Annotated in this window: 31 protein-coding genes; 18 read left to right on the top strand and 13 right to left on the bottom strand. The window is 62.7% G+C overall.

Annotated features, from left to right (window positions below; translation table 11 throughout):
- Positions 1 to 142: 142 nt before the first annotated feature.
- From BSG17_RS14500 to BSG17_RS14480, 5 genes are read left to right on the top strand one after another with little or no spacing between them, the layout of a single operon-like run.
- Complete coding sequence (locus BSG17_RS14500; RefSeq protein WP_089825324.1) at positions 143 to 1,318, top strand: PTS fructose transporter subunit IIC; 1,176 nt, start codon at positions 143 to 145, stop codon at positions 1,316 to 1,318.
- A 33-nt stretch (positions 1,319 to 1,351) separates the two neighbouring features.
- Positions 1,352 to 1,828, top strand: a complete 477-nt coding sequence (locus tag BSG17_RS14495; protein ID WP_089825322.1) for a PTS sugar transporter subunit IIA — start codon at positions 1,352 to 1,354, stop codon at positions 1,826 to 1,828.
- On the top strand, positions 1,825 to 2,106 hold the full coding sequence (gene ptsH1 / locus BSG17_RS14490; RefSeq protein WP_089825320.1) for a phosphocarrier protein HPr: 282 nt from the start codon (positions 1,825 to 1,827) through the stop codon (positions 2,104 to 2,106). The genes BSG17_RS14495 and ptsH1 overlap by 4 nt, the downstream gene beginning before the upstream one ends.
- The gene (gene ptsP, locus BSG17_RS14485) at positions 2,103 to 3,806 is read left to right on the top strand and encodes a phosphoenolpyruvate--protein phosphotransferase (protein ID WP_089825318.1); all 1,704 of its coding nucleotides are present in this window, start codon (positions 2,103 to 2,105) and stop codon (positions 3,804 to 3,806) included. Before ptsH1 ends, ptsP begins: the two co-directional genes overlap by 4 nt.
- Positions 3,803 to 4,249: a PTS fructose transporter subunit IIB gene (locus tag BSG17_RS14480; RefSeq protein ID WP_089825316.1), complete on the top strand. Its 447-nt coding sequence runs from the start codon at positions 3,803 to 3,805 to the stop codon at positions 4,247 to 4,249. The genes ptsP and BSG17_RS14480 overlap by 4 nt, the downstream gene beginning before the upstream one ends.
- Positions 4,250 to 4,578: 329 nt before the next feature.
- Here the strand turns inward: BSG17_RS14480 and glpR are convergent, their stop codons facing one another.
- Positions 4,579 to 5,346, bottom strand: coding sequence for an HTH-type transcriptional regulator GlpR (gene glpR / locus BSG17_RS14475; protein ID WP_089825314.1), 768 nt, complete (start codon positions 5,344 to 5,346; stop codon positions 4,579 to 4,581).
- 805 nt (positions 5,347 to 6,151) lie between these two features.
- Positions 6,152 to 6,430, bottom strand: coding sequence for a DUF7127 family protein (locus BSG17_RS14470; RefSeq protein WP_089825312.1), 279 nt, complete (start codon positions 6,428 to 6,430; stop codon positions 6,152 to 6,154).
- 163 nt (positions 6,431 to 6,593) lie between these two features.
- Here BSG17_RS14470 and BSG17_RS14465 point away from each other — a divergent pair, with 163 nt between their 5' ends.
- From BSG17_RS14465 to BSG17_RS14455, 3 genes are all read left to right on the top strand, one after another.
- On the top strand, positions 6,594 to 7,358 hold the full coding sequence (locus BSG17_RS14465) for a helix-turn-helix domain-containing protein (RefSeq protein ID WP_089825310.1): 765 nt from the start codon (positions 6,594 to 6,596) through the stop codon (positions 7,356 to 7,358).
- Between the two features lie 128 nt (positions 7,359 to 7,486).
- A complete protein-coding gene (locus BSG17_RS14460; protein ID WP_089825308.1) occupies positions 7,487 to 8,512 on the top strand; it encodes a transcription initiation factor IIB in 1,026 nt (341 codons plus the stop codon).
- A gap of 128 nt (positions 8,513 to 8,640) precedes the next feature.
- Positions 8,641 to 9,198, top strand: coding sequence for a type 1 glutamine amidotransferase domain-containing protein (locus BSG17_RS14455; protein ID WP_089825305.1), 558 nt, complete (start codon positions 8,641 to 8,643; stop codon positions 9,196 to 9,198).
- Positions 9,199 to 9,253: 55 nt separating this feature from the next.
- On the opposite strand, the gene BSG17_RS14450 is transcribed toward BSG17_RS14455, so the two are convergent.
- Together BSG17_RS14450 and BSG17_RS14445 are read right to left on the bottom strand one after the other, a co-directional pair.
- A complete protein-coding gene (locus tag BSG17_RS14450; RefSeq protein ID WP_089825303.1) occupies positions 9,254 to 9,568 on the bottom strand; it encodes a DUF5789 family protein in 315 nt (104 codons plus the stop codon).
- A 306-nt stretch (positions 9,569 to 9,874) separates the two neighbouring features.
- Positions 9,875 to 10,117, bottom strand: coding sequence for a hypothetical protein (locus tag BSG17_RS14445; protein WP_089825301.1), 243 nt, complete (start codon positions 10,115 to 10,117; stop codon positions 9,875 to 9,877).
- 275 nt (positions 10,118 to 10,392) lie between these two features.
- On the opposite strand from BSG17_RS14445, the gene BSG17_RS14440 reads away from it, so the two are divergent.
- Entirely contained in the window at positions 10,393 to 10,884 is a 492-nt protein-coding gene (locus tag BSG17_RS14440; RefSeq protein ID WP_089825299.1) for a hypothetical protein, read from the top strand.
- A gap of 51 nt (positions 10,885 to 10,935) precedes the next feature.
- On the opposite strand, the gene BSG17_RS14435 is transcribed toward BSG17_RS14440, so the two are convergent.
- The 4 genes from BSG17_RS14435 to BSG17_RS14420 all read right to left on the bottom strand — a co-directional run bounded on the left by BSG17_RS14435 (position 10,936) and on the right by BSG17_RS14420 (position 13,640).
- A complete protein-coding gene (locus BSG17_RS14435; RefSeq protein WP_089825297.1) occupies positions 10,936 to 11,766 on the bottom strand; it encodes a hypothetical protein in 831 nt (276 codons plus the stop codon).
- A gap of 119 nt (positions 11,767 to 11,885) precedes the next feature.
- Complete coding sequence (locus tag BSG17_RS14430) at positions 11,886 to 12,590, bottom strand: hypothetical protein (RefSeq protein WP_089825295.1); 705 nt, start codon at positions 12,588 to 12,590, stop codon at positions 11,886 to 11,888.
- A gap of 58 nt (positions 12,591 to 12,648) precedes the next feature.
- Positions 12,649 to 12,999: a hypothetical protein gene (locus tag BSG17_RS14425; RefSeq protein WP_089825293.1), complete on the bottom strand. Its 351-nt coding sequence runs from the start codon at positions 12,997 to 12,999 to the stop codon at positions 12,649 to 12,651.
- The gene (locus BSG17_RS14420) at positions 12,999 to 13,640 is read right to left on the bottom strand and encodes a hypothetical protein (protein WP_139246616.1); all 642 of its coding nucleotides are present in this window, start codon (positions 13,638 to 13,640) and stop codon (positions 12,999 to 13,001) included. Before BSG17_RS14420 ends, BSG17_RS14425 begins: the two co-directional genes overlap by 1 nt.
- Positions 13,641 to 13,907: 267 nt before the next feature.
- Between BSG17_RS14420 and BSG17_RS14415 the strand changes: the two genes are divergently transcribed.
- A complete protein-coding gene (locus BSG17_RS14415; protein WP_170864815.1) occupies positions 13,908 to 14,930 on the top strand; it encodes an NAD(P)/FAD-dependent oxidoreductase in 1,023 nt (340 codons plus the stop codon).
- 640 nt (positions 14,931 to 15,570) lie between these two features.
- The gene (gene thiC, locus BSG17_RS14410; protein WP_089825287.1) at positions 15,571 to 17,019 is read left to right on the top strand and encodes a phosphomethylpyrimidine synthase ThiC; all 1,449 of its coding nucleotides are present in this window, start codon (positions 15,571 to 15,573) and stop codon (positions 17,017 to 17,019) included.
- 108 nt (positions 17,020 to 17,127) lie between these two features.
- On the opposite strand, the gene BSG17_RS14405 is transcribed toward thiC, so the two are convergent.
- Positions 17,128 to 17,535, bottom strand: a complete 408-nt coding sequence (locus BSG17_RS14405) for a PPC domain-containing DNA-binding protein (protein WP_089825285.1) — start codon at positions 17,533 to 17,535, stop codon at positions 17,128 to 17,130.
- Between the two features lie 264 nt (positions 17,536 to 17,799).
- On the opposite strand from BSG17_RS14405, the gene BSG17_RS27080 reads away from it, so the two are divergent.
- A complete protein-coding gene (locus BSG17_RS27080) occupies positions 17,800 to 17,937 on the top strand; it encodes a hypothetical protein (protein ID WP_170864814.1) in 138 nt (45 codons plus the stop codon).
- Positions 17,938 to 18,375: 438 nt separating this feature from the next.
- A complete protein-coding gene (gene dpsA / locus BSG17_RS27820) occupies positions 18,376 to 19,566 on the top strand; it encodes a DNA starvation/stationary phase protection protein DpsA (RefSeq protein ID WP_244531547.1) in 1,191 nt (396 codons plus the stop codon).
- A gap of 104 nt (positions 19,567 to 19,670) precedes the next feature.
- Here dpsA and BSG17_RS14395 read toward each other — a convergent pair whose 3' ends face one another.
- Entirely contained in the window at positions 19,671 to 21,224 is a 1,554-nt protein-coding gene (locus BSG17_RS14395) for a DUF7282 domain-containing protein (RefSeq protein WP_089825283.1), read from the bottom strand.
- Between the two features lie 203 nt (positions 21,225 to 21,427).
- On the opposite strand from BSG17_RS14395, the gene BSG17_RS14390 reads away from it, so the two are divergent.
- Entirely contained in the window at positions 21,428 to 21,829 is a 402-nt protein-coding gene (locus tag BSG17_RS14390) for a PPOX class F420-dependent oxidoreductase (RefSeq protein WP_089825281.1), read from the top strand.
- Positions 21,830 to 21,831: 2 nt separating this feature from the next.
- Here BSG17_RS14390 and BSG17_RS14385 read toward each other — a convergent pair whose 3' ends face one another.
- Together BSG17_RS14385 and BSG17_RS28285 are read right to left on the bottom strand one after the other, a co-directional pair.
- The gene (locus tag BSG17_RS14385) at positions 21,832 to 22,047 is read right to left on the bottom strand and encodes a helix-turn-helix domain-containing protein (protein ID WP_089825279.1); all 216 of its coding nucleotides are present in this window, start codon (positions 22,045 to 22,047) and stop codon (positions 21,832 to 21,834) included.
- 143 nt (positions 22,048 to 22,190) lie between these two features.
- Positions 22,191 to 22,316, bottom strand: coding sequence for a hypothetical protein (locus BSG17_RS28285; RefSeq protein ID WP_280141180.1), 126 nt, complete (start codon positions 22,314 to 22,316; stop codon positions 22,191 to 22,193).
- 64 nt (positions 22,317 to 22,380) lie between these two features.
- Here BSG17_RS28285 and BSG17_RS28280 point away from each other — a divergent pair, with 64 nt between their 5' ends.
- From BSG17_RS28280 to BSG17_RS27815, 3 genes are all read left to right on the top strand, one after another.
- Complete coding sequence (locus BSG17_RS28280; protein WP_280141179.1) at positions 22,381 to 22,503, top strand: hypothetical protein; 123 nt, start codon at positions 22,381 to 22,383, stop codon at positions 22,501 to 22,503.
- A gap of 79 nt (positions 22,504 to 22,582) precedes the next feature.
- Positions 22,583 to 23,035 (top strand): DUF7344 domain-containing protein, encoded by a 453-nt coding sequence (locus BSG17_RS14380; RefSeq protein ID WP_244531546.1) that lies wholly within the window; start codon positions 22,583 to 22,585, stop codon positions 23,033 to 23,035.
- On the top strand, positions 23,005 to 23,163 hold the full coding sequence (locus BSG17_RS27815; protein WP_244531545.1) for a hypothetical protein: 159 nt from the start codon (positions 23,005 to 23,007) through the stop codon (positions 23,161 to 23,163). Before BSG17_RS14380 ends, BSG17_RS27815 begins: the two co-directional genes overlap by 31 nt.
- Here BSG17_RS27815 and BSG17_RS14375 read toward each other — a convergent pair.
- On the bottom strand, positions 23,155 to 23,715 hold the full coding sequence (locus tag BSG17_RS14375) for a DUF7344 domain-containing protein (RefSeq protein WP_089825277.1): 561 nt from the start codon (positions 23,713 to 23,715) through the stop codon (positions 23,155 to 23,157). The genes BSG17_RS27815 and BSG17_RS14375 overlap by 9 nt on opposite strands.
- Positions 23,716 to 24,161: 446 nt before the next feature.
- On the opposite strand from BSG17_RS14375, the gene BSG17_RS14370 reads away from it, so the two are divergent.
- Positions 24,162 to 25,604 (top strand): sulfatase, encoded by a 1,443-nt coding sequence (locus BSG17_RS14370; protein WP_089825274.1) that lies wholly within the window; start codon positions 24,162 to 24,164, stop codon positions 25,602 to 25,604.
- Positions 25,605 to 25,606 lie beyond the last annotated feature (2 nt).

Genomic DNA, 25,606 nt, shown 5'->3' with positions numbered 1-25,606 from the left:
ACGTGTCATTCCGACTATCGCTGTCCATCTCGAAGCACGAAGATGTTCAACTCGAAGAATATTACAAACGAATCAGTATGAAACAATCATTAACGAAAACACTTTTGAATAGTACGATGAACGATAGTGATGGAAGAGGACTATGACAGATAACAACAAACTCGAGGGGGCGATGCGTTCGCATCTCACCTCTGTCAAAGAACATCTGATGACGGGCGTGTCGTTCATGATTCCGTTCGTGACGATCGGCGGAATCTTCCTCGCGCTGGGGTACGCACTCTCGTCGTTCCTCGGTGGAGCCGAAGCAACGAAGACGATCTTCGAGGCGACCGGTCGCCCCGACTGGTTCCTCGCGCAGATCGGCGTCGCCGGGCTGACGTTCATGGTGCCTATCTTGGGTGCGTACATCGCGTACGCCATCGCCGACCGTCCGGGGCTGGCACCCGGGTTCTTGCTGTCGTACATCATCCAGCAGGGGAACGTCCTCCAGGCCGCCGGTGAGGTTATTGGCCTGCAAGGTGGCGCCGCTGGCGCCGGCTACCTCGGTGCGCTCGTCGCGGGCCTCGCTGCAGGTTACGTCGCCCGGTGGCTCAAACGGCGCAGCGTGCCGGAGTTCATTCAACCGATGATGCCCGTTCTCATCATCCCGGTGTTGACGATGATGATCCTCTCACCGATCGTCATCTTCGTCCTCGGCGTCCCGGTCGCCATCGCGAACGCGGGGCTGACGTCGTTCCTCAGCGGGATGCAGGGTAGCCAGGCGCTGCTCGTCGGTGCCATCCTCGGCGGTATGATGGCGTTCGACATGGGCGGACCGATCAACAAAGTCGCGTACGTGTTCTCGGTTGGTCTCATCACCGAGCAGATCTACCAGCCGATGGCGGCGGTGATGATCGCAGGCATGATCCCGCCGCTCGGGATGGCGTTGTCGAACTTCATTGCACCGCAGAAGTACACCGCCGAGATGTACGAGAACGCGAAGAGCGCGGTTCCGCTCGGACTCGCCTTCATCACCGAGGGCGCGATCCCCTACGGCGCCGCCGACCCCCTTCGGGTCATCCCGAGCATCGTCGCCGGCAGCGCGGTCGGCGGAGCGCTGTCGATGGCGCTGGGCGTCACGATGCCCGCACCCCACGGCGGCATCTTCGTCTTCCTGTTGTCGAACCAGCCGATCGCGTTCCTCGGCTGTATCGCCCTCGGGACCGTCGTCACTGCCGCGGTGGCTACGCTCCTGAAGAGCGACTTCGAGAAGACCGCTGGGTCGCCCGAGACGACGCCCGGATCGACCGAGGCGACTGCGACCCAGGCGAACGATTAACTGTCACACCACACAGACCACCACATACCACCTATGAGCACGAACATCACAGAAGACGACATCGACGATCTCGTCCCCGAATCACACATCTCGCTTCGGGAACCGCCGAGCGAGAAGAACGACTGTATCGAGTACCTGCTGGATCTCATCGTGGACTCGGGCCGTGTGGACGACCGCGAGAGGGCACTGGAGGCGCTGCTCGCCCGCGAGGAGGAGACGACGACGGGAGTCGGGATGGGGATCGGTATCCCCCACGCGAAGACCGACGCCGTCTCGCGTCCGTCCGTCGCGTTCACTCGCTCGGACGAAGGGATCGACTTCGGTTCGATGGACGACGAACCGGCGAAACTGCTGTTCATGATCCTCGTCCCCGAATCGGGCGCGGAGGACCACCTCGAGATCCTCAGTTCGCTCTCGCGGGCGCTGATGCACGAGGAGGTACGCGACGACCTGTACGCCGCAGAGACGCCCGCCGACGTCCAAGTCGCGCTCAAGGAGGCGGTCGCGTGAGCGAGCGAGTCGTCGAAGTCGTCCCCGAGGCGGGACTACACGCGCGACCCGCCTCGAAGTTCGTCGAGACGGTCAACGAGTACGACGCGACGGTCGAGATCGCCCGCGCCGGCGACGACGACCTCGTCCCCGCGGGGAGTATGATCGCCATCACGAGCATCGGAGCGAAGTGTGGCGACGAGGTCCGTCTCGTCGCCGAGGGTGAGGACGCCGAGGCGGCGCTCGACGCACTCGAAGGAGTGTTAACGACGCCGGAGGAAGAACTGACCGAGACATGAGCGAACGAACACTCACGGGGACGGGTGCGACCCCCCGAGCGGGGGCGGGAACCGTCGTCTGGTACCGACCGGACGCAGCGCTCGACGAGGAGGATGCGTTCGAGACGGTCGCGTCCGAGGATCGGCCGGCAGAGCGCGAGCGCTTCGAGACCGCTCGCGAGCAGGCACGCGACGAACTCGAATCCGAGCGCGACCGGACGGCCGAGCGGGTCGGCGAGGAGGAGGCCGCCGTTTTCGACGCCCACATCCAGTTTCTGGACGACCCCCAGATCGACGACGGCGTCACCGCTGCCATCGACGAGGGGACGCCGGCCGAGTACGCCGTCCGAGAGGCGTTCGAGGGACCCATCGAACAGTTTGAGGGGATGGACGGGCGGATGGCAGAGCGGGCGGACGACCTGCGGGACGTCCGCGACCGACTCGTCCGCCTGCTCACCGGTGGCGAGCGAGTGAACCTCGCGGAGCTACCGGAGGGGTCGGTCGTCCTCGCCGAGCGACTGACGCCGAGCGACACGGCCCAACTGGATCCCGAGCGCGTTGCCGGCTTCGCTACGGTCACCGGCGGACGCACCTCGCACGCGGCGATCTTCGCCCGATCGCTCGCACTCCCGGCGGTCGTCGGTGTCGGGTCGGATCTCGACTCCGTCGAGGAGGGGGCCCACGTCGTCGTCGACGGCGAGACCGGCGAGCTCGTCGTCGACCCGTCCGACGACCGACTCGAGGCCGTCGAGAGCGACTCCGGCGTCGACGTGACGCACGACCGCGTCGAGACGACCGACGGCACCGAGATCGAGGTCGCTGCGAACGTCGGCCGGTCGGCAGAACTCCAGGGAGCGGTCGATCAGGGGGCCGACGGAATCGGCCTCTACCGAACCGAGTTCCTGTTTCTTGACCGGGAGTCGCCGCCGACGGAGCGCGAACAGTACGAGACGTACGTCGAGGCGTTGGAGGCGTTCCCGGACGGTCGAGTCGTCGTCCGCACGCTCGACATCGGCGGCGACAAGCAGATCCCGTACCTCGATCTGCCGGAGGAGGAGAACCCGTTCCTCGGCGAACGCGGCATCCGACGATCGCTCGGACCCGACGCAGAGCTGTTCGAGACGCAGCTGCGGGCGCTCCTGCGGGCGGCCGCTGACGCCGAGGGCGGGACGTTGAGCGTGATGTTCCCGCTCGTCTCGACGGTCGAGGAACTCGACGCCGCACTCGGTCGCGTCGACGAGGTCGTCGAGACGCTGGAGAGCGAGGGCGTGACGTACGCGGTCCCCGAACTCGGTGTGATGGTCGAGACGCCCGGCGCGGTGTTCATGGCCGACGAGTTCGCCGCCCGTGTCGACTTCCTCAGCATCGGGACGAACGACCTCGCACAATACGTCATGGCCGCTGCTCGGGAGAACGAGCACGTCGCTCACCTCCACGACCCGCTCCACCCACCGGTGCTACGAGCGATCGAGCGGAGCGTCGAGGCCGCCCACGACAACGATGCGTGGATCGGGATGTGTGGAGAGATGGCCGGCGACCCCGAGCTGACCGAACTGCTCGTGGGGCTCGGGCTCGACGAACTGAGCATGAGCGCCGTCACCATCCCCGAGGTCAAGGCGAACGTATCGGCGACCGACCAGACGCACGCCCGTGACGTCGCGGCGCGCGTGCTGGGCGTAGATACAAGAGGCGACGTCACAAACATTATCAGAGAACAATGAAGCTAGTCGCAGTCACATCCTGTCCGACCGGAATCGCACACAGCCAGATGGCCGCAGAGAACCTCCGGACGAAGGCCGAGGAGATGGGCCACGACATCTCCGTCGAAGTCCAGGGTGCGATGGGTGCCCAGGACGAACTTACGGCCGCCGATATCGAAGACGCCGACGCGGTCATCATCGCCGCCGACACGGCCGTGAACCGCGACCGGTTCGAGGGGAAACCCCTCGTGAAGGGGACCGTCAAGGACGCCGTCAACGACGTCGAGAGCCTGATCCGGGAGGCGGTCGAACGCGCCGAGTCGGGAGAGACGGGGACGACCGAACTGCAGTCCGACGCGGCGGACGACACGACCGCCGACGAGTCAGCCGGGCAGGAACAGCAGCAGGTGGGTGGCGACCCCTCGAAGGGGCTGTTCGCCCGCATCAAACGGCTCTTCAGCTGACGTCGCGAACGACCAGTTCTTCGCCACTATTCTGTCGCCCGTAGAGGAAACAGCGCAGAACCGCACAGCGCGGTCAACGTCCGTCGTCTGCGAATCGAAACCCAGCGCTGTGTGCTACCGCCTCGTCTCCGCTCCTCCAGTCGACTTCGTTCGGTTGGGAGCTAATATACAGCATCTTCCTCGCCAGTGTCTGCTCTGATCATCCACAACGAGCAGATATATAAATAATATGATACTAACACGCTCTATTTTGACTATTTACTCTGGTAAAGTGAAAATTTTGTATACACGTCGAATCTCCGACGTCGGGTCTCGTCTCTTCGAGGGACTCAGTCCACCACCTCGTCGACGACGCGGACGTTCGCGTCCTCGAACCACTGGCGGTGCTCGGGGGAGAGTTTCTCGTCAGTGATGAAGACGTTCACGTCGCGGAGCGTCCCGAACCGTTTGAAGCTCTGCTCGCCGAGTTTGCCGGAGACGGAGACGAGGACGACCCGCTTGGAGTTCTCGATCATCAGCTCCTTCATCCGTGCCTCCTCGGCCTTCGGAGTCGTCAGTCGGCCCTCCTCGTCGATCCCGTTCGTTCCGACGAACGCGACGTCGAAGTTCGAGGTGTCCATGAACTGCTCGGCTGTCGGCCCGACCAGTGCCTTCGTCCGCTGGCGGAGCGAGCCACCCGTGAGCTGCACCTCTCCCTCCTGTTTCCGTAGCTCGAGCGCGATGAGCGGAGAGTTGGTGACGGCTACGAACGAGTCGTCTCTCGGCGCCTTCTTCGCGACTTCCATAGTCGTCGTCCCCGAGTCGAAGAAGACGACTTCGCCGTGTCGGATCTCCTCGACGGCGACGGCGGCGATCGCCTGTTTCTCTTCGAGATGTTGTATCTCCTTCTGGCCGTACGACCGTTCGTTCCCCACGCTCTTGACCGGGAGGGCACCGCCGTGGGAGCGTTCGACGAGCCCCTCTTCGGCGAGTTGCTGGAGGTCACGACGGATCGTCGCCGCCGAGACGTCGAGCTCTTCGGCCAACGTGTCGACGGACTCCCCGTTCCGTTCGGTGACGAGTTCGATGATCCTCCGCTTCCGCTGTCGAGGCAGCATACGATAGCTCGGGGATGATCCGTGTTATCCATTCGGATTTTGGTTCTTGAACCGACGGGTCCGACCGCGAACTCGCCGTCGCGGCACGCCGAGTGTAGTTTGGACAGTTGTACTCGCACAACTAGTTTTGATATCTCGGACAGTTTGGTCGTGTGATCCGACAAACTACCTCCTCGTGGAGAGAACTGCTTGTACCCTCTGTCCCGGATCGAAGCTAAAGACGGTGCATCTGCGGCCCGACCTCTGTCCTCCCTCTCTCCCGGCAGAGACGGTCGTCACGGCCGCGTACCAGGACTCAGAAAACGGGACGAATTCGGCCGAAGCTGTGACCCGTAACCGACCCGAATACGGACCCGTTTGACAGGGATACCGACCGAGAGACGACACTTGCACCGATTGTCTCTCCGATCCGATCGAGCCGAACTCTTCTCGTGACGGCGTACTCTCGGTCACAGTCTCGAAGCGACGTCTCGAACGTCCGGGATCACGGTCTCGGAGACCGATCGCTCTCGATCAGTCGGACCGACCGTCTGATCGGTGATCTCTGCTCACGACGCGGCGTGTCTAAGTAGATCCGTCTCGTTCGGTCGCAGTCACTCCGTCCGACCGGTCCGTCTTTCGTTCGACTACCCCCTATGGATCACTTCGTCGGTCGATCCGCGACGGCTTCGCTGGCGTCTCCTCCGGGTTGCGGGTTCGGACGTCTCTGAACTGACGGGCGTCGACGGACGTCAGCACCGACGTGGTTTGCCTCGGACACGAGGATTTCGCTACTCGAGAGTGACGACCGCACCGTCGACGACGATTACTCGTTTCGCGTCTCCCGAGTCTCCTCTTCGGTCCCTTCGACGACGAGGACGCCGTTTCGTATCCGGGTGCGGTACTCGGCTTCGGGAAGGTCGACGTCGAACTCCGTCGTCAGCGTGGCTGTCTCGAGACTGACGACTGCCGTCTCTCCGACGCTGTCGACGGAGACGTCGGTGTCGTCGACGGCTGGCGTGCCGAGGTCGACCGCGACGGTCCAGCCGTCGTCGTACTCGTATCTGGTCGTGTGGAAGTCGATGGTCGACTGTGGTTCGCTCATCTCACCTCAAGGTTCGCCCTCTACGGCATTGATTGCCAGTTCGGCGGACGCCGAACGCGGCGGATCGGTCGGCGAGAGGGAGCGAAGGTCTTCGAGACGCCAGTTGAAGGAGGCGGTCTCCGAGCACCGAGGATATTTGTTCGTTACCTCCCAAGAGACGTCCATGCGAGAGTTCGTCTTCCGCATCTCGTACGACTACGGGGTGAATCCGGTGATGGACGTGTTCATGCAGTATCCGAGTGCACACGCTCGGACGGTCACCTGTCACGTCTCGGCGAACGGCGTCTGGCGCATCGACCGCATCGCCGGACCGACCGAGGCGCTCGATCGGATCGACGACGTGTACGACTCGTACGACGGCTGTGTCGAGTGTCTGGCCGCCGACCACGACCATCCTGACTGGGAATACGAACTGCTCGATGCCGACCGCCACACCAGGACGGTCTACATGTACCGCACGACGAACGACTGTCTCTCGGTTCCCTGTCTCGCTGCCGAGTATCTCGCCGACGGAGTCCTCACGGCGTCCGAACGGCGGAACGACGTCTACGAGTGGCATCTGCTCATGCGTACCGACGAGGGAGTCAGTGATCTGTACGAACGACTGGAGACCGAACTCCGAGACGGACTCGAACTACAGTTCGAGCAGCTCGGCGACCCCGCCTACTGGGTCGACCGAACTGTCTCGGTCGCCGAACTCCCCTACGAACAACGAGTCGCCGTCGAGGCTGCGGTCGCAAACGGCTACTACGAGACGCCACGGGAGCTCTCGCTTTCGGAGTTGGCGGAGGCGATCGACGTCCCTCGTTCGACGCTACAGTACCGACTGCAGCAGGCCGAATCGTGGATCGTCACCCGCTTCGTCGAGGACTCGGCGTTAGGCGACGTCGCCCTCGCCGATCGGCGACGCGAACTGACCGACGTGTGAACGGGTCCGCCCACAAACACGTGGAAAAGCGCGCTCCGGACACGCTTCGGTTCGGCATACGCCGACCGAGGACTCATTATCTACACTCCCCAACTACGAGTTGAAGCGTTGACTCCGCTTCCGAACGAGTGGTTCACGCCCTCGTCCACTCAGTCACCTCCACTAACGAACCATCACCGCGCGACAGTCCGCCAGTCACGACGTATCGAACGACAGAAGCCGAGCAGACGAGCGAGGAGACCACGGAACCGGACGAGCGGTTCGTCTGTCCGGAGTGTGGCGGTCAGTTGAACACCGACGGCGCACACGGCGAGACCGTCTGCACGGAGTGCGGTCTCGTCGTCGACGAGGACGAGATCGACCACGGTCCCGAGTGGCGGGCGTTTGACTCCAAAGAGAAAGACCAGAAGTCCCGCGTCGGTGCCCCAACCACCAACATGATGCACGACAAGGGGCTGTCGACGAACATCGGCTGGCAGGACAAAGACGCCTACGGCAACTCGCTGTCCAGTCGTCAGCGCGAGAAGATGCAGCGACTGCGGACGTGGAACGAGCGGTTCCGCACCCGCGACTCCAAGGAGCGTAACCTCAAGCAGGCGCTCGGCGAGATCGAGCGGATGGGGTCGGCGCTGGGACTGCCGAAGAACGTCCGCGAGACGGCGTCGGTCATCTACCGCCGCGCGCTGAGCGACGACCTGCTCCCCGGCCGCTCCATCGAGTCCGTGGCGACGAGTTCCATCTACGCGGCGGCGCGACAGGCGAATCTACCGCGCACCATCGACGACGTCGCGGCCGTCAGCCGTGTCGACGCGATGGAGTTCAAACGCGCCTACCGGTACATCGTCCGCGAACTCTCTTTGGAGGTCGCCCCACCCGACCCGGAGAACTACGTCGCCAAGTACGCCTCCGACCTCGACGCGAGTGACCGACTCGTCGAGCGCACCCACGATCTCTTGCAGCGAGCGAAAGACGAGGGGATCCACAGCGGAAAGAACCCGGTCGGACTCGCCGCTGCAGCACTCTACGCGGCTGGCCTCCTCACCAGCGAGAAGTACACTCAAGGTGAGATATCAGACGCCACGAGCATCAGTGAGGTCACTATCCGAAACCGGTATCAGGAGTTACTCGAGGCCGAGCACGCCACCGAGTCGTAACTGGCGGTGCGGTCGAAACGAGAGAGCTGTCGGAGTGGTGATGATCCCCGTGGCGGTCCGCCGTACCGCTCGAGACTTGTATTTTCGGCTCGAAGCTTTATCTGGACCCCGATCGTACAAACGTCGCGATGAGTGACACAGAGCAGTCGCTCGACGGGACGCGTATCGCGATCCTTCTCGCACCGCGAGGGACCGAAGAGGTCGAGTTCACCGAACCGAAGCAGGCCCTCGCCGAGGCGGGGGCGGACGTCGACGTCGTCGGAAGCGAGACCGGCGACGTCCAGACGCGGAACGACGATCTCGAACCCGGCGAGTCGTTCGAAGTCGAACGGGCGTTCTCGGACGTCTCCGCCGACGACTACGACGGCGTCGTCGTTCCGGGCGGGACCGTGGGAGCGGACACTCTCCGAGCCGACGAGGAGGCCGTCGAGTTCGTAGAGAGCCACGTCGAAGACAGGAAACCGCTCGCCGCAATCTGTCACGGCCCGTGGATGCTCGTAGAGGCCGGTCTCACCGAAGGCCGGAGGCTGACCTCCTATCACAGCCTCCGGACTGACATCCGGAACGCGGGCGGCGAGTGGGTCGACGAGGAGGTCGTGACGGACGACGGAGTGGTGACGAGTCGGAACCCCGACGATCTGTCGGCGTTCTGTGAGACGCTCGTCGACGAGTTCGCCGCTCGATAACAGCTGACCGTCGGGCGGACTCAACGCTCTGCTTCTGACCACGGTCACCACTGCCTCAAACCTCGTCTTCGTCTAGCACCTCGTCTGCGCTCCGGTTGCCGTACTGTTCGCTATCGACTATCTCTGCTCTGACCGTCGCGACGATCGCCTCTCGGACAGCCGCCGGCGACCCGAACTGCTCGTCTTCGTCGAGACTCTCCAGTATCTGTCGGAAAGTGAGCTCCCCCTGCGAGTGCTTGACGACGCGTTTGCCATGTACCTCTCTGAGTTCGCTTCGGGTCGTTGGGTAGTCGTGGGACTCGAGTTCCCGTTCGAGGCGGTCGAACTCGACGCCCGGTTCCGCGTCGACGTTGCTGTCTACGTCAGTCATACACGTTCTCCTCGTCTCTCCCTCAAATCCGTTCTGCCTGTTCGCTCAGTCGACCCCCGACGAACGGTCACTGTTCGGACCGGTCGAGCGTCCTCTGCACCAGTTAAAAAGCCCCTTGTTATACAGCCGCATCGAATATGTACTGTTACAGAGTTACGCTTGTAAACATCGGCGTGCAGGGAGCTGTTGTCGGTATCTGATAGCTCTGGTCACCGAACGTGTCGGCATCCGTTCCGGTCGCGCGTTCGCGGTGACGGCGGCGTGTCGAAGAGAAAGAGTGAGTGTGCGGGAGGCGACGCGGCCTACTCACCGGGACTGTCGCAGTCGGATCTGGTCGTCGTCGTAGGAGTCGACGTGTTCGCTCCTGAGTTCGTTCGAGTCGTCGTCGTCCCAGCCGAGCATATCTTTCACCTTGTCGGTGAGGCTCTCGTTCTCCTCGCGATCGATGGTCGCGTGGTCGTCGTTGACGTCGTTGATAGTGCCGATGCGGTCGCCGTCTGCGGTCACGACGGGTTTGTTCCGGTCGTCGTCGGTGAAGTTTCGAGCCATTGCAACCCGTAGTTCGTCCGGCCGGAACAGAGTCTGACTGCCTGCACTTCCCGGGTGTTTATCATCCCCTACACGACGGCCGAGCGTTGGGTGAGCGTTCACGGAACCGTAGCCGTGGCTCTCGGAGTTATCTCGATCACACCTGACACAGCAGTCGTGACGAGACACGAGATCGGGCCCACTTTCGATACGGTCATCGCCGTCTTCCGTCTCCCCATGGACAGACTGACCGAGGCCACCACCGCTATTAACCTCACTAGTGAAGCTAGACTCCTATGTGTCCCGAAACGCTTACCGACGATCTCGATTCGGTTTCAGAGACGTCGACGCCGACGACCGAGGGTTTCGTCGACGGACTGAAGGCCGGAATCGTCGCCACGCTCGTGATGTCCGCTTATCGGATCCCGGTCGCCAGGTCGCCGCCGCCGACGGCCCACTTCTGGGCGAAGTTCGTCGGCGACGGCGACCCCGAACAGTATCCGCTCGTCGGACTCGTCCTCCACCTCGCGTACGGGGCCGGCGGCGGTGGCGGCTTCGGTTCGCTGATGGCACTTCTGTTTGGTACACCGGCCGACGATCAGGAGCACGAGCGGCTGAGTACCCTCTGTGGCGTACTGTTCGCCCTCGTGCTCGCGAAGTTCGGCACGACGGTGGTTCTCGCCCGGGTCCTCGATCTCGATCTGGACGCCGACGAGCGGTTCGTCTTCGACATGAGCCACGTCGTCTACGGGTTGACGCTGGGGACGTGGTTCGGTGCGAACGCGTAGGCGCACCTTCTTGGCGTCAATCCCAAACCGGTCGCTCCGACCGAACGACAGTCACGGTCGATACCGGAACGAGCGTCGCGAGAGCGCCGACATATCTGCCCGGTTCTGCGACGGAACGGTAGAGAAACGGTGACGAGCACTGCCTGTGTCGGTTTGGCGGTCCGAAGACGTCTCGTCCGCCGAAGCTTCGTCTGCTGATTCTTCGGGCTCGTCTGTTGACTCTTCGGGCTCGTCTGTTGACTCTTCGGGCCCGTCTGTTGACTCGTTGCTCGCTCTTTCGGTTGTGTCGACGTCGATGAACCGGGCCCGGACCTCGTCTACGAGATCGCTGAACTCTCTAACCGAGGATTGTTCGTCCTGGCTTGTCTCTTCGTTCTGCTCTCCAGCGCCGGCCGGTTCGGTGGTCGCGTCGGGGGTGTCGTCCGCACGTTCCTTTTCGTCCTCCGCTCCGTTCTCGACGTCCCGTGACCCGGTCGGGTCCTCTCCGGTCTCGGCTTCTACCTGTGAGTCGAACTCGCTTACGTCCGCTAGCTGTTGCCACCGCTCTTCGTCGCTCAACTCCGTCCAGTGCTCGTCGATGCGCTTCAACTCGAGGAGCTGACGAAGGCGGAGAATCGACTCGGCCGACGCATCGCCGACCAGTTCGGGGACGTCGGTGGGTTCGACGGTGTCGGGCACGTCGTCGACGTCGACAGAGTCAAACAGATCAGAGAGAGTGGACTTCTCGGTCATGGTTCGAGCCTCCCCGACCAGTTCATGAAGCTCCTCTCTCTCACTGTCGGTGAACGTTTCCGGTTCGTCGGCGTTGCCGTCGTCGATAGAGTCGAGTCGCTCTCTAATCTCGGCAAGCAACGTCTCGACGTCTGAGTAGGTTTCGGTCATGGTTGTTGGAACCGATCAGCCGTGGTTCGTCCGAGCCGATCGCGTCGAGTTTGAACTGAGGAGTCGTTCGAGAGAGATACACCTTCTTCTCAAAAAAAAACTTGTGCCCGGGGTAGCTCTCAACTCTCGCTCTCCTCTCCATTCTCTCCGAACTGTTCGACCAGCTTGTCCTCCATTTCGTCACGGCTCAGATTCGCCTTGACGCCGACGTCTTTCGCGATCGACTGGAGATCTTGATACGACATCTTCGACAAGAGATCCCGATACGCCTCTGCTTTCAGGTCGCTACTTAGCTCCGGCGGAAGGTCAGCGGCTTCGCTTGACTCGGAGTCAGTGTCGGCTTCGTCTGTCTCGGAGTCAGTGTCGGCTTCGTCTGACTCGGAGTCAGTGTCGGCTTCGTCTGTCTCGGAGTCAGTGTCGGCTTCGTCTGCTTCGGAGTCCGTCTCGTCGGTCTGGCGTTCTTCCTCTTGCTCGACGAGTTTCTCTTCTACCACCGACCGAAAGCCGCTCGTCTCTGACGCCTCTCGGGCCGCCGCCGTGACGGCCGCTCGGAGCCTCTCTCCCTTTTGAGTCGACGATTTCGAGCTCTCGGCGGCGCTGGAACTGGCGCCCGTCGCCTTCTCGCTGATCAAACGGCCCACTAGCCGGCCAAGTCGTCGTCCGAGGAGCGCACCGAGTTTCCGTCCGACTTGTTGACCCAACTGCTTGCCGTCGACCTGTTCGGCGAGTGATTCGTCTGAGAGGAGGTCGCCGACGGAGAGTTGGTCGTCCAGTTCGTCTCGGACTACCTGTTTCAGTTCCGTTTTGTCGGACTCGTCGGTCATACGTCTCTCCCCCGCATCTGGTGGTCGTACTCTTGGTCGTGGTCTCGTGGTCCGAACCTCATGTCTCGTTCCCCTCCTCCGAGTCGTCCGTCACCTCCGACTCAGCCTCCGTTTCTCCCTCTTTGGTAGTGGCGTCCTCGTCTGCTGACGAACTCTCGGCTTCGTCTGATTCGTTTTCGGAGCCGTCACCGAGGACGTCTCCGAAGAGCGCCTTCCCGACGAGCACCCCACACTGCTCGCCCACTCGACGACCGACGACTTCGCCGACTCTTCCTCCGATGACCTCGCTGAGCGAATCGTCGTCGTCGAGTTTCCCTTCGAACTCCGTGTCCGCGAGCAGTTCGTCTCTGTCGATTCCGTCAGTGACACTCGAGAGACTATCAGTCACGCCCTTCGAATCGTCACTCATCATTCGTCTCCGCTCTCGCTACTCTCTGTCCCACCCATGAGTTGCTCGAAGAGCTCCTTGATGAAGGCCGTGAGCAGTTCCTCGAGTGGGAGCTCCTCGACGATCTCGTCGAACGTATCGCGAAGTCCGTCGGCGAACCTGTCGATGCCGGACTCGGAGTCCTCCGACCCGTCACCGCCAAACCCTAACAGTCCTCCCAGAAGACCGCCGCCACCGAGCAGATCCCCGAGCGATCCACCGTCGAGGAGACCGGCGACGGCCGACAGGAGGTTCCCCAGTAAGCGACTGTCGCCAGGGACGGCGCTCACGTCGAGGACGACCTCGTTCAGGTCGACCTCCAGTCCGAGAAGGTTGAGAAACAGCCCTTCGAGGTCGAGAAACAGGACTGTCGAACCCTCTTCTTCCCCCTCTCCGCTGTCTTCGCTCTCCGACGATTCGCCGTCATCCGTCTCTTCCGACTCTCCGCTGTCTTCGCTCTCCGATGATTCGTCGTCACCCGTCTCTTCCGTCTCTTCGGTGTTCTCTCCTTCCTCCTCCTCTGTCGCCTCAGACTCCTCGGACTCGTCGTCGGCCGACTCTTCGACACTCTCTTGCCCACCGTCGGTCATCAGACGCACGGCCGTCGGCCCTGCAGATTCCATCGCGTCTCCGTTCTCGGTCAACTCACGAAAGCGATACTGGGGGTCGTCACCACTACGGCTCTGTTCGGGAGACATGCGCTTTCTACTGCCAGTGGAAGATGTTTATTATTGATGGCCATGTCGACGCTGTTTTTAAATAGAGGTTGACTGCACGGGCGTCACACGAACGAAGAGTGGTGAGTGTCGGCGATACAACGCTATGCTCGAACGGAACCTTGGGACGATGGGGTCGCCACCGCCCGTAAGTCTCACGCGGCAACTACGGCCTTGACCACGATACTGCAGACCTACGGGAGAACGCTCCGCCTCTCCGAGGCCGGGCAGTCGGTCGCGCTCGTCGAACGAGACCGGATCGCGTCGGGCGTGACCGGTCGGACGACAGCAAAGATCACGTCGCTCCACGGGCTCAGATACGACTATCTGGCCGACCGGTTCGGACTCGACGTCGCTCGCCTGTACGCCGAGGCGAACGAGGCAGCGATCGACGACATAGAGTCGACTGTCGACGAGTACGACGTCGACTGCGGGTTCGAACGGATGCCGGCGTACACGTACGTCGACTCGGCGGACGAGGTGGACGACGTCCGGGCGGAGGCGCAGACGGCCAGTCACCTCGACCTGCCCGCCTCGGTCGTCGACGCCTCGTCTATCCCGTTCGAAGGCGAGTCGGCGGTTCGCTTCGACGACCGGGCGGTGTTCCACCTGCGCGCGTACCTCTTCGAACTCGCGGACCGGTTCGCAAGCGGGTCGGAGAGCTATCTGTTCGAACGGACGACGGTGACGGACGTCGACGAGGGGACCCCGTGTACCGTCTCGACCGACCGCGGGTCGATACAGGCGGACGACGTCGTCGTGGCGACGCACTTCCCCGTGGTCGACAAGGGCGTCTACTTCGCTCGGATGAAGCCGAAACGGTCCTATATACTCGCCGTGCGCGTCGCCAAGAACCCCCCGGACGGGATGTACTACCGCCGCGGCGATCCGACTTTCTCGGTGCGGCCGGTCCCCGAGGTGGACCGACTGGTGTTGGTCGGCGGCCAGGGACACCGCACCGGCGACGGCGGTAGTACGACCGAACGGTACCGACGGTTGGAGCGACAGGCGCGGAGCGAATTCGACGTCGAAGACGTCAAGCGCTACGACCGACAGCTTCGCGAGATGATCGTCGAGGGTCGCGCGGAACCCGGATTCATAGTCTCTCACGTCGAACCGCTGGAGAAAGCACCCGAGATGTACGAACGGTTCGACGAACGCGAAGAGGGTGTCACGAAGGTGCTGTTGAAACCGTAGCGTCGACGTCTCGCCCGGTTCACAGAGAGCGGCCGCGAGCTGACAGCCTCGTGACGTCTTGGTGTAGCGTGTGTCCACCGAAGTATCCTTTTCTGACTGTGTCGAGCTCTCGTATCAGCTAAAATATGTTATATATGGACTGTTAATTCGGCCAAGACCGTGCAACATATGTGTTCAGATCGCACAATACTATTGCGGACATCTCTTCCGGGGCGGACGATCGCTCAACGCTTGCCTTCACCCTGTACGGCCACACTTTGACCCGATTTGGGGTCGTTTGATCGCCCGAGTACTCCTCTCCTACTGTGCAACGGAGCCTCGGAACCGCTGTTTCTCATCGACGGCTCTTCCGACGAGAACAGAGATCCTAACCGTGGTAGCGATCTCCTACCGGTCGAGAGTACGACGTCGATGGCCGTCTCTCCGCTGATAGAGTATTGTAAAGATAACGAATAACTACCTGCCAGTAGCCCGATCGGTATAGACTCAAATCCGAATATATGACAAAAGTCTGTAATTGGGGGAGTCACGTCCGACCTCGGAGTCGAGCGATCCACACCGTTCGTGAGCGCGAAACTCGCCTCCTCTCGGTGACCGCTTTCCATGCGTTTTATAACTAAGTAATATCACCAAGTAGTCGATGGCTCGGACTCAACTTCAGCGGGCACGAGACGGGGAAGTGACACCGGCGATGGAGCGAGTCGCCGAACGAGAGAATCGGGAGGCGGAGCTCGTCCGTCGGCAGGTCGCCGAGGGGAGAGCGGTGATCCCGAACAACCACGCCCACGACGCGCTCGACCCGATGATAATCGGCCGAGAGTTCGCCACGAAGGTCAACGCGAACATCGGCAACAGCGAGACGAGCAATGACCCACGAGAAGAGCTCCGGAAGCTCCACACGGCTGTCCACTACGGCGCCGACACCGTGATGGATCTCTCGACAGGTTCGAACCTCGATACGGTCCGTGAGACGAACGTCGATCACTCTCCGGTCCCCGTCGGGACGGTGCCGATCTACGAGGCGGTGAAGCGAGTCGACAGCCCGGCGGAGATCACTCACGAACTGCTACTCGACGTCATCGAGAAACAGGCCGAACAGGGCGTCGACTACATGACCATCCACGCCGGCGTGCTGATGGAATACCTCACGCTGACCGACGGTCGCAAGACGGGTATCGTCTCGCGGGGTGGCTCTATCCTGGCACAGTGGATCGAAGAGAACGGGATGCAGAACCCGCTATACGCGAAGTTCGAAGACATCTGTGAGATCTTCGCCGCCCACGACGTGACGTTCTCGCTCGGCGACGGCCTCCGTCCCGGCTGTCTGGCCGACGCCAGCGACGAGGCCCAGTTCGCCGAACTCGACACGCTCGGCGAGCTCACGCGGACCGCGCAGGATCACGGCGTCCAGGTGATGGTCGAGGGGCCGGGCCACGTCCCGATGGACCAGATTCGGGACAACGTCGAGCGGCAACAGGACGTCTGTGACGGCGCGCCGTTCTACGTGCTCGGACCGCTCGTGACGGACGTCGCACCGGGGTACGACCACATCACCAGCGCCATCGGTGCGACGGAGGCCGCCCGTGGGGGTGCAGCGATGCTCTGTTACGTAACGCCCAAAGAGCATCTCGGTCTGCCCGAGGCGACGGACGTCCGGGACGGTCTCGCCGCGTATCGGATCGCCGCCCACGCGGCCGACGTCGCGAACGGGCTGCCGGGTGCACGAGATTGGGACGACGCGCTCTCGGAGGCGCGCTACGAGTTTGACTGGCGACGGCAGTTCGAACTCGCACTCGATCCCGAGCGTGCTCGGAGCTACCACGACCAGACGTTACCCGGCGACAACTACAAGGACGCGCGTTTCTGTTCGATGTGCGGCGTCGAGTTCTGTTCGATGCGTCTCGACCAGGACGCACGCGAGGCGGGCGACGGGATGACGACGCTGGACGACGGGACCGATTTGGACGTCTCTCCCGCCGCGGACGTGAACCTGCCGCCGGCCGGGACACACGACACGAGTTCTGTCCCCCAGGAGATCGAACTCGACGACGAGACGTTCTCGGTGGGTGACCTCCACGGCGACGACTGATCTGCGATCCGGTTACGTCTTCGCTCACCACGTCGAGCGCCCGGGGATCGTGGCGTTTCCCGTCGGTATCTTCGGTCGACCCCTACGACGTCGTACTGGCCTCCAGCGCTAGAGGTCGAAGACGTCGAGACCCGTCTGCTCGTCGAGTCGGTGGGTCAGCGGTGTCTCGCCGGTCGTGATCACGACCTCGAACGTCCCCGAGACGCGTGCGCCCGAACAGTGGCCACCGAGCGACTCGAACTCGCTGGTAGCGACTTGGATGTGCGTGTGGATCTTGTCGGGGCCGACGTTCCCCAGGAAACTCGTCACCTCGAACTGGCCCGTGAACTCCTCTTCGTTGTACTCCTGTTCGTCGACGTCGTAGTGCCCGAGCGTGACGGTGTCGACGGCGCCGATCCCCGTCAGGAACCCGTTCTCGACGTCCAGTTCGTCACGGACCGTCGCGAGTTCCTCCAGCACCTGTTCGCCGGGGTCGAGTCTGACCACGATCCGGTCGCCTTCGTCAACGTAGTCCATGTATCTACGCGTCCCTTCCAGCGGCACCACATACAGTCTTTCGCCTGTCCGAGCGCTGACCCTCGATTACGGTTACTCGACCCGACGGAGCGACGACGTAGTGAGTAAGAGAAGTATTGCAACTACGAATCCATCGATTCGTACTCCAAAAGGGTCGGAACGGGCGCTTACAATTGGCCTACTCCCAGGACTTAGCTTGCGAACTACGTTCGTCGCCTCCGTCGGCCTAAACCTACATTAGCGTGGGTATTATTAACACTAGACATGCCAGAGATCACCGTCTCGGAAGAACTGTACAGACAACTGCAGGCCGAGTCGGACGACGGAGATATCGAGGGGTCGCTGTGGAAGATGGTGGCACTGTATCGCCGGTCGCACAATCCCGAAGCGGACACCGACTAAACTTCGATCGGCGCCGACGTGCTCCGTCTCGCGACTCAAGAGTTTTGCCGGACGATGACATAGTGTCTCATGGTGGGTCGTCATGTGTCACCACGAACGTCGACTCGTCGAAGCGAACCGAGAGAGAGAGAGGAACTCTTCACGGAACCTGAAGAGGACGCCGAGACGGAGCGTCCGGAAGAGGCGGAACCGCCCGCGGCGGACGACTGACTCCCCGGTGAGGATCCTCTGCTCCAGCGGTCACTTGTCTCAGTTCTTCCGAAAGACGGCGTGCACAGAACGTGGGTGGTATCGGCAATAATCAAGGTGGTGGACACCGAAGCTTGGGTAAGATGAGTTCCAACGAACTACCCGCCCGTGACGACGGATCCATCGAGGACGGAGACAGGAGAGCCGCGCCACGCCGATCCGAACACGTCGCGCGCGGGGGAGAGTAGTATGGCGACAAAAGACGGCCGTCTGGTTCGCGAACCCGACACTGGCGAACGTCGCCAAGCGTGGGGGACCGTCGACGGAAACGAACTTCGAGTGGCCCACGGCGACGCCGAGACGCTCGTCGACGCGCTCAGCGTCGACCACGCCGGGTCGTTCAACCTGTTCTACCTGCTCCGCAAGCACTACTGGACCGCCGAGGGTGCCGAACACGACGAGGTCGCCGACTTCCTCGAGACGGCCTACAGCCGCGTCCGCGAGATCAACGACGACATCGCGGTTCGGATCGTCGAACTCGGTGGAATCCCACCGAACACGCCGCCGACCATCCAAGAGCACGCCGACGTCCACTTGGAGGCCGAAGACCTCTACGACCTCCGCGCCTCCCTGAAAGGCGATCTGGAGGGGTACGCGACGCTGATAACGAGTGTCCGCGAACACGTCGAACTCGCGGAACGACTGTGTGACGACGGTACGGCAGAGCGGCTGCAGACGCACCTCGTCGCGCTCGAACACGACGCCAGCGACCTCGAACACCTCCTCGAAGACGACACACTCGTCCGAGCGGACGACGTCGAAGCCACTCACGAACGACGTGACTCACCGAGTGAACATAGCGACACGTCGCAGGCGGACGCATCCCATCTCCGGCGACTCGATCCCACCCACGTCCGCCGGGAGTGGGACACCACTGCCGAGAACGCACTGCGACTCGATCAGACCGCCGCCGGAGAGCTGGTGACGGCTCTCAACACCGACCTCTCGGGGCTCTACATCCTGTTCAACCAGGTGCGCAAACACTTCTGGACGACCGAGGGTGCCGAACGGGGACAGATCGGTGCGTTCCTCGAAGACGCCGCCGACCGACTCTCCGTCGTCACCGACGACCTCGCCATCCGGGTCCACGCGCTCGGCGGGGTGCCGGTCTGTGGACCAATGGGGGTCCGCCAGCACGCCTCGATGAACATCGAGGCCGCCCACCGGTACGACGTCCGGTCGTCGCTCGGACGCGACCTCGACGGGTACGCGACGCTCGTCGAACAGCTTCGGGAGCACGTCGAACTCTCGCACCGACTCGGTGACGAAGCGACGAGCGCGCTCCTGCGCGTCCATCTCAAGATGCTCGAAGCGGACGCCAACACGCTCGAGCGATACCTCGCCGACGACACGCTGGTCCGGCGTCGCTCGGTCGACTGACCCTCCCCTCCTCCCCTATTCTTCGTCTTCGGCTCTGACCGGCGGCGAGAGCCACCCCGGTTCCGTCGACCACGAATCGGGTGACGACGCGACACGCGACTGGCCTACCGCCTCTCGACACGGGCGTCGTCCATCACCTGTATCTCGTCGGTCGTGTATCGCCACTCTTTGTCGCGGTCTGCCGTCGTCACGAGATCGAACTCGCGGTTCCCGTTCGAGTCGTGGTAGACGGCCGCCCAGAGTCGCCGTGACTCCGCGAGCGGTTCGTCGAGGCCGATCTCGACCCGCTCGTGGCTCCCGGCCTCGAGGAACGACGAGACGCCGCGGACGTTCGGGAGGACGCCGTCGTCGCCGGTGAACGGTCGCTCGTCGTAGAGTACGACGAACCCGCCCTCTGGGAGGGTCACTTCGTCGACGATGACACAGCCCCCGTCGGAGCGCTGGTCGGCAAACGTCACACGTGCTGTCTCCGACGAGTCGCCGTCGTCTACCGACACCGTCAGTGCGTATCCTTCCTTCTCCAAGAACGGTTTCGGCCCCATCTCGTCGCTCTGGGCGACATGAAGCGAGTAGCTGCCCGTCGTCTCGGCCGTCGTCGTCGGCCACTCGACGTCGACGACGTCGTGGTGCGGGTCGTACAGCGTCATCTCTCGACTGAACAGGTCGACGAACTCGGTTACCTCGTAGTCGACGGTGATCTCGTCGCCTTCGTCGGCGTCGAACCGATACCAGTCGTGGTCGTAGCCGGCGAGGGTCGTCTCGATCGTCTCGTCCGGCGTCAGCGGCGTCGCGGTCGATCTGTGCTCGTTTGGCTCGTCCCGGCCGAGGTCGACGGTCTCCACGACGAGCGTGTAGTCGGTGAAGCCGCGGACCGACCCGTCTACTCCTTGGACTCGGACGAAGTACGATCCGTTGCGCTCGGCGACGTCGGCGCCGATTGCCGTTTCTAGGTCTGTGCAGTCGACGAAGTTGGCGACGGTCGAGTACGCGCCAAACGGGCGATCCCGCGGCGTCTCACCGATCTCGTCTCCGGTGGGGTCGAACAACGCCATCTCGACGTCGCGGTTGTCCGCCAGATCGTGAGCGGTCAGTTCGAGTTCGATCCCGTCTCCCGCTTCGGCGTCGAAGACGTACCAGTCGCTCTCGGCACCGACGACGACACCGTCGACCGGTTCGCTGGGAACGATCGCGGTCGCGCTCTCCCTGTCGTCGTTCGGTTCGTTGCCGTCGTCGTCAGCGACGTCGATCAGTACCGAGTAGGGGAGTTGTCCCTCCAGCGATGCGACCCGCACTGCGTACGTTCCCGTCTCGGGCACGGTCCCACCGATTGCGACTCGGGGGTAGTCGGACTCGGGCACCTCGGTCGAGTCCAGTACGGTACCGTCGGGGGCACACACGCTGATCGCCGCACGTCGTTCGGTCCAGTCCTCACAGACCCGGAAGACGACGCTCACCGTCTCCGCTTTCTCGAGGTCGACCGTGTACCAGAGCTCTTCCCCGTCCCCGAGCGTTCCCTCGACTGTCGTTCCACCACTGATCGTTCGAGCCTCTTCGGGTCCCTCACCCGACTCCGCTCCGCCACCGGGTGGCGTGTCGACCCAGTCGGTCCCACCGGTTCCGAGGACGAACAGACCGCCGATGACGTCGCGTCGTCTCACGTGTCTCTCACCTCTAGCACACAACCGTATCTCGCCTCAAGAGTCCTATTGCCCAGAAATTATAATAGACGACCGTCGGATACTCTGTCTCCCTCGCATATCGTCCGACCCTGTCGTCCGTGGCGGCCGTCTCACATCGAGGACCCGTTCGCCGCTCGTTCGATCCGAGATGCGTATTAGTAGCTGCTCGACGTATCGACGCTATGGCATCAATCCCTACCGACTTTCAGGACCTGTTCGAGAAGCGGACGTTCGCCCATCTAGCGACACTGTTGCCGGACGGCGGACCGCACGTCGCACCGGTGTGGATCGACTACGACGCCGCGTCGAACCGTCTGTTGGTGAACACCGAGCGTGGCCGCCGCAAGGAGAAGAACGTTCGAAAGGACCCCCGAGTCGCGGTCAGTATGATCGACCCGGACGACCCCTACCGAATGCTGTCGGTCCGCGGCGAGGTCGACGGCGTGACCACGGAGGGGGCACGTGACCACATCGACGAACTGACGAAGCGGTACATGGGACAGAAAGAGTACCCCAACCCTATCCAGACGGAACGCGTGCTCGTCTCGATCAGACCGGACCACGTCAGCCACTACGAACCGTAGCGCTACTCATTCAGCTCGGCCAAGTAGCTACGTCCCTCCGCCGTGATGTCGTATACGCCGGAGGAGGTGTGACATGCGTAGCCGTCTGCTTGGAGGTCACAGCAGCGACGGTCGACCGTCGTGGGGTGACAGCCGAGTACGTTCGCCAGCGAGCAGACGTCGATCGGACCTCCCTCGGCAAGCGCTGCCAGCAGAGCCTGACTGGAGTCGGAGGCCATGGTATTGTTACGCAATAACATTACCTAGCTGGATATAATCGTTTGGGAACCCCACCGACCGTGACGTAACGTGACACGCTACCGCCCGGCGTGAGGTTCTCGTCGTTCGTCGCTCGGAGAGCGTTCGTCCCGACTCGAGACGGCTACTCGCCTCTCCGGTTTCGAGTGATGTCGTACACTCCGTGCGGGTCCCACCGCTGGCCGGTTATTTTCTGGAAGACGTATCGTCGCGCGTCGTCGATGAACAACTGTCTCGACTCTCTGCTCATAACTGCAGTTGTCACTCCATCCACTAAAATAATTTCCTTCACGAATGTTCTAACGAATATTTACATGCAGTTCGCGTGTCGGCGTCGTCTCCCCGACGTCATTCACGGGGCGGAGAGGTGGGACGTCGGTCCGGATCAAGGGACCAGCGTCGAACCGGTGGACTCCGTCGACGACCACGAGACGTGAACGGTGTTGAACGGAGCTGAACCGCCGCTAACGGAGTGTTCGTTTTATTCACTCCCGGTGACTGACTCCGACCAGACCGATGAGCACTCCGACCACTCCGACCGCCGACGGACCCGACCAGAGAGCCACGGACCGTTCGCTGAGCCGGGACGAAGCGTTCCACCTCCTCCAGAACGCGCGTCGGCGTGATGTGTTGCGGTATCTGAGTCGACAGTCTTCGGATGCCGTCTGTGAGATAAAAGACGTCGCAGCGCAGGTGGCCGCCTGGGAGAACGACACGCCCGTCGACCAACTCAGTTCGGACGAACGCCAGCGGGTGTACATCGCGCTCTACCAGAGCCACCTCCCGAAACTGGACGAGGCAGGTGTCGTCGACTACGACCAGAGCCGCGGCCGGCTCGAACCGACACCGGCGCTCGAACAGCTCTACGCGTATCTCGCGATCGGCGCTGAAGAGAAACCCCCGGAACGCGAAGCGACGGGGCGACGTCGGAGTCGTCGATGCGATACTACGGTGGGGCGACGGTCGTGAGCGTCGCGTTGTTCGTGGCGACCGCGCTCGGCGTCGCCCCTGCCGTCGTCGCCGGATCACTCGCCGCCGTCGTCACCGGTCTCTTCGGCGTCACGACGCTCGGGGTGAAGTCACGTCTGTTACGTTAGCTGATCCTCGAGGGCGCACGCGAGAAGGGCGACCGTGCTCACGACTGCCCACCCTGCAGCGGGGAGTGCCGACAGGACAGGTACTCCGGCGAGTCCGGCGGCGACGAGCAAGGCGACGGCCGCTGCGGCACTCGTCCGGCGTCCGACAATCGAGCCGACGTTGTCGTCGAGTACGACGGACTCCGCGTCGAGGTACGGCCCGAAGAGTGTCGCGGTGGGACGGAGTGCGATCGTCCCACGACCCTTGTCGAAATCGACGATACCGTAGTTCGCCATCTTCGGGAGGTGACACTGGTAGAGACCGATGTATACGCGCTTGCGTTGACTCGACGAGAGCGTACTGACCTCGATGTCGTTTTCCTTCGCCGCGATGTACTCCGCCATCTCGCCGAGAATCGCACTTCCCCCGTTCGCGTCGAGGTTGGTGAGTACGTCTCGTCGTCGCCGGTTTTTCAATATCTCGAAGAGCTCGTCCTTCGAGAGCGTCGGTTCGCCCCGGGTCTGTTCGGTGCGGTCGGTACCGGTGTCTGGTCGTGTCGTCTGACGTTGCATTTCCCGTCCCCTTGGCTGATGACTACCACACAGACAGGTGTCGCCGCCAGCGACCGACGCGAGACTAACCATCCAACTCTCGGATCATTCCACGCTCGAACGCGAGCCCTGTTGCGCCCAACAGCTACCAACAATATGGATATACATAATGAAATAGTTGAGTATCAGTTGCACGCTCTGATTAGTTCACGCTGGAAGAGTCGTATCCTGCTACCAGACACACCCGACCACGTCAGCGAACGACTCGTCGACGTCGAACTCCTTCGGTCGTCCGGCCCGCTGCCCGGAACATCGAAATCGTAAAGAAGGTTTCTTAGCAATTAGCTCCCACCGTAGACGTCCGTCGACCGAACAGCACGTCTCACAGTCGGTCGACGAGAGGTGTCGATTCGAGTCGATTGCCACGTCGCCTGCGGTCGGAGACCACTGGAGGTATCTACGACGAGATGGTGTCACACACGGACGTCTCGAACGTCGTCTTGATCACGGTCGACTCGCTTCGAGCCGACGCCGTCGGCACGTACGACGACGACCGACACACGCCGGTGATGGACTCGCTCGCTGCGCGTGGAACCGTGTTCGACCGCGCTTTCGCGACTGGTAACTGGACGCCGTTCTCGTTCCCGTCGATCCTCGCCTCGCAGCCGGTGTTCGCGGAGTCGGACCGGATCGGCATCGCGGAGACCCCGTCTCTCGCGTCAGTGCTGTCGGACGCCGGCATCGCGACGGCCGGGTTCAACGCGTCGAACGGCTTTCTCACGTCGCACTGGGGGTACGATGAGGGGTTCGACGAGTTCGAACCGTTCGTCTCGAACGTCGGTTCCAACCTCTACAGTCGCTATCTCGCGACGCATCCGACGATCGAAGCGTGGCTCCAGTTGGCGACCTCGCCCCTCCGACGTGCCGGATCGTGGCTCCGAGGAGAGACGGACGACCGACCGTTCCTGGATACCTCCCGGATGTTCGACGTCGAACACGCGGCGACGTCGTTCCTCGAGGAGACGGACTCCCCGTTTTTCCTCTGGATCCACTACATGGACGTCCACACACCGTACGTCCCCGCACCGCGATACATCCGAGAGGTGTCCTCGGACATCTTCGGGACGCACAGGATGCTCCACGCACACACGCGAACGGGTCTCGGACTGGAAGTCGGCGAGCGGACGCTCGCCGACCTCCGGACGCTCTATCAGGCGGCGGTTCGGCAGGTCGACGCGAGCGTCGGCCGCCTCCTCGAGACGCTCTCCGACACCGGCGTCGGAGAGGAGACTGCGGTCGTCCTCGCCGGCGACCACGGCGAGGAGTTTCAAGAACACGGACATCTCGCGCACTACCCGAAACTGTACGACGAACTGATCCAGGTGCCGTTCGTCGTCGACGTCCCGGACGTCTCCGGCCGCCGGGTCAGCGGGCAGGTCGGGCTCGACGCGATACCGCCGACGGTGGCCGACCTCCTCGGCGTCGACCCGCCGTCGGCGTGGCGGGGGGAGACGCTCGTTCCGACGCTCCGTGACGGCGAATCGCCTCCGGACGACCCCGTCGTCTCCGTCACCGTCCGCGACGAGGAGGTGACCGCACAACCGATCCCGCGGTCGCTCGCCGACGGCGACCTGCTGGTGAGCGTTCGGGACCGAAAGTGGACGTACATCGAGAACGTCGACACCGGCGAACGGGAACTGTATCGACGGTCGTCCGATCCGATGCAGCAGGAGGATCTCGCCGAGACGGCGGACGAGGAAGCGAGACGTATCGTCGAACGCTTCGGTGACGTCGTCGACGAACACGCCGCCACGCTCAGACGGCAGCAGACCGACACGAGCGCGGACGGAGACGCAGACGACGTCGACGACGCGCTCGAAGCTCGTCTCGAGGCGTTGGGGTACCGATAGTC

This window comes from Halogranum amylolyticum (assembly GCF_900110465.1).
GTDB lineage: Archaea > Halobacteriota > Halobacteria > Halobacteriales > Haloferacaceae > Halogranum > Halogranum amylolyticum.
The sequence above is the reverse complement of the archived record's forward strand: the minus strand, read 5'-3'. Positions and strand labels throughout refer to the sequence as shown.

Excerpts from the sequence above, each read along its gene's own strand:
- BSG17_RS14500 (WP_089825324.1), top strand. The coding sequence starts at position 143 with ATGACAGATAACAACAAACTCGAGGGGGCGATGCGTTCGCATCTCACC.
- BSG17_RS14495 (WP_089825322.1), top strand. The coding sequence starts at position 1,352 with ATGAGCACGAACATCACAGAAGACGACATCGACGATCTCGTCCCCGAA.
- ptsP (WP_089825318.1), top strand. The coding sequence starts at position 2,103 with ATGAGCGAACGAACACTCACGGGGACGGGTGCGACCCCCCGAGCGGGG.
- BSG17_RS14480 (WP_089825316.1), top strand. The coding sequence starts at position 3,803 with ATGAAGCTAGTCGCAGTCACATCCTGTCCGACCGGAATCGCACACAGC.
- glpR (WP_089825314.1), bottom strand. The coding sequence starts at position 5,346 with ATGCTGCCTCGACAGCGGAAGCGGAGGATCATCGAACTCGTCACCGAA.
- BSG17_RS14470 (WP_089825312.1), bottom strand. The coding sequence starts at position 6,430 with ATGAGCGAACCACAGTCGACCATCGACTTCCACACGACCAGATACGAG.
- BSG17_RS14465 (WP_089825310.1), top strand. The coding sequence starts at position 6,594 with ATGCGAGAGTTCGTCTTCCGCATCTCGTACGACTACGGGGTGAATCCG.
- BSG17_RS14455 (WP_089825305.1), top strand. The coding sequence starts at position 8,641 with ATGAGTGACACAGAGCAGTCGCTCGACGGGACGCGTATCGCGATCCTT.
- BSG17_RS14450 (WP_089825303.1), bottom strand. The coding sequence starts at position 9,568 with ATGACTGACGTAGACAGCAACGTCGACGCGGAACCGGGCGTCGAGTTC.
- BSG17_RS14445 (WP_089825301.1), bottom strand. The coding sequence starts at position 10,117 with ATGGCTCGAAACTTCACCGACGACGACCGGAACAAACCCGTCGTGACC.
- BSG17_RS14440 (WP_089825299.1), top strand. The coding sequence starts at position 10,393 with ATGTGTCCCGAAACGCTTACCGACGATCTCGATTCGGTTTCAGAGACG.
- BSG17_RS14435 (WP_089825297.1), bottom strand. The coding sequence starts at position 11,766 with ATGACCGAAACCTACTCAGACGTCGAGACGTTGCTTGCCGAGATTAGA.
- BSG17_RS14430 (WP_089825295.1), bottom strand. The coding sequence starts at position 12,590 with ATGACCGACGAGTCCGACAAAACGGAACTGAAACAGGTAGTCCGAGAC.
- BSG17_RS14425 (WP_089825293.1), bottom strand. The coding sequence starts at position 12,999 with ATGAGTGACGATTCGAAGGGCGTGACTGATAGTCTCTCGAGTGTCACT.
- BSG17_RS14420 (WP_139246616.1), bottom strand. The coding sequence starts at position 13,640 with ATGGAATCTGCAGGGCCGACGGCCGTGCGTCTGATGACCGACGGTGGG.
- thiC (WP_089825287.1), top strand. The coding sequence starts at position 15,571 with ATGGCTCGGACTCAACTTCAGCGGGCACGAGACGGGGAAGTGACACCG.
- BSG17_RS14405 (WP_089825285.1), bottom strand. The coding sequence starts at position 17,535 with ATGGACTACGTTGACGAAGGCGACCGGATCGTGGTCAGACTCGACCCC.
- BSG17_RS27080 (WP_170864814.1), top strand. The coding sequence starts at position 17,800 with ATGCCAGAGATCACCGTCTCGGAAGAACTGTACAGACAACTGCAGGCC.
- dpsA (WP_244531547.1), top strand. The coding sequence starts at position 18,376 with ATGGCGACAAAAGACGGCCGTCTGGTTCGCGAACCCGACACTGGCGAA.
- BSG17_RS14390 (WP_089825281.1), top strand. The coding sequence starts at position 21,428 with ATGGCATCAATCCCTACCGACTTTCAGGACCTGTTCGAGAAGCGGACG.
- BSG17_RS14385 (WP_089825279.1), bottom strand. The coding sequence starts at position 22,047 with ATGGCCTCCGACTCCAGTCAGGCTCTGCTGGCAGCGCTTGCCGAGGGA.
- BSG17_RS28285 (WP_280141180.1), bottom strand. The coding sequence starts at position 22,316 with ATGAGCAGAGAGTCGAGACAGTTGTTCATCGACGACGCGCGACGATAC.
- BSG17_RS28280 (WP_280141179.1), top strand. The coding sequence starts at position 22,381 with ATGCAGTTCGCGTGTCGGCGTCGTCTCCCCGACGTCATTCACGGGGCG.
- BSG17_RS14380 (WP_244531546.1), top strand. The coding sequence starts at position 22,583 with ATGAGCACTCCGACCACTCCGACCGCCGACGGACCCGACCAGAGAGCC.
- BSG17_RS27815 (WP_244531545.1), top strand. The coding sequence starts at position 23,005 with ATGCGATACTACGGTGGGGCGACGGTCGTGAGCGTCGCGTTGTTCGTG.
- BSG17_RS14375 (WP_089825277.1), bottom strand. The coding sequence starts at position 23,715 with ATGCAACGTCAGACGACACGACCAGACACCGGTACCGACCGCACCGAA.
- BSG17_RS14370 (WP_089825274.1), top strand. The coding sequence starts at position 24,162 with ATGGTGTCACACACGGACGTCTCGAACGTCGTCTTGATCACGGTCGAC.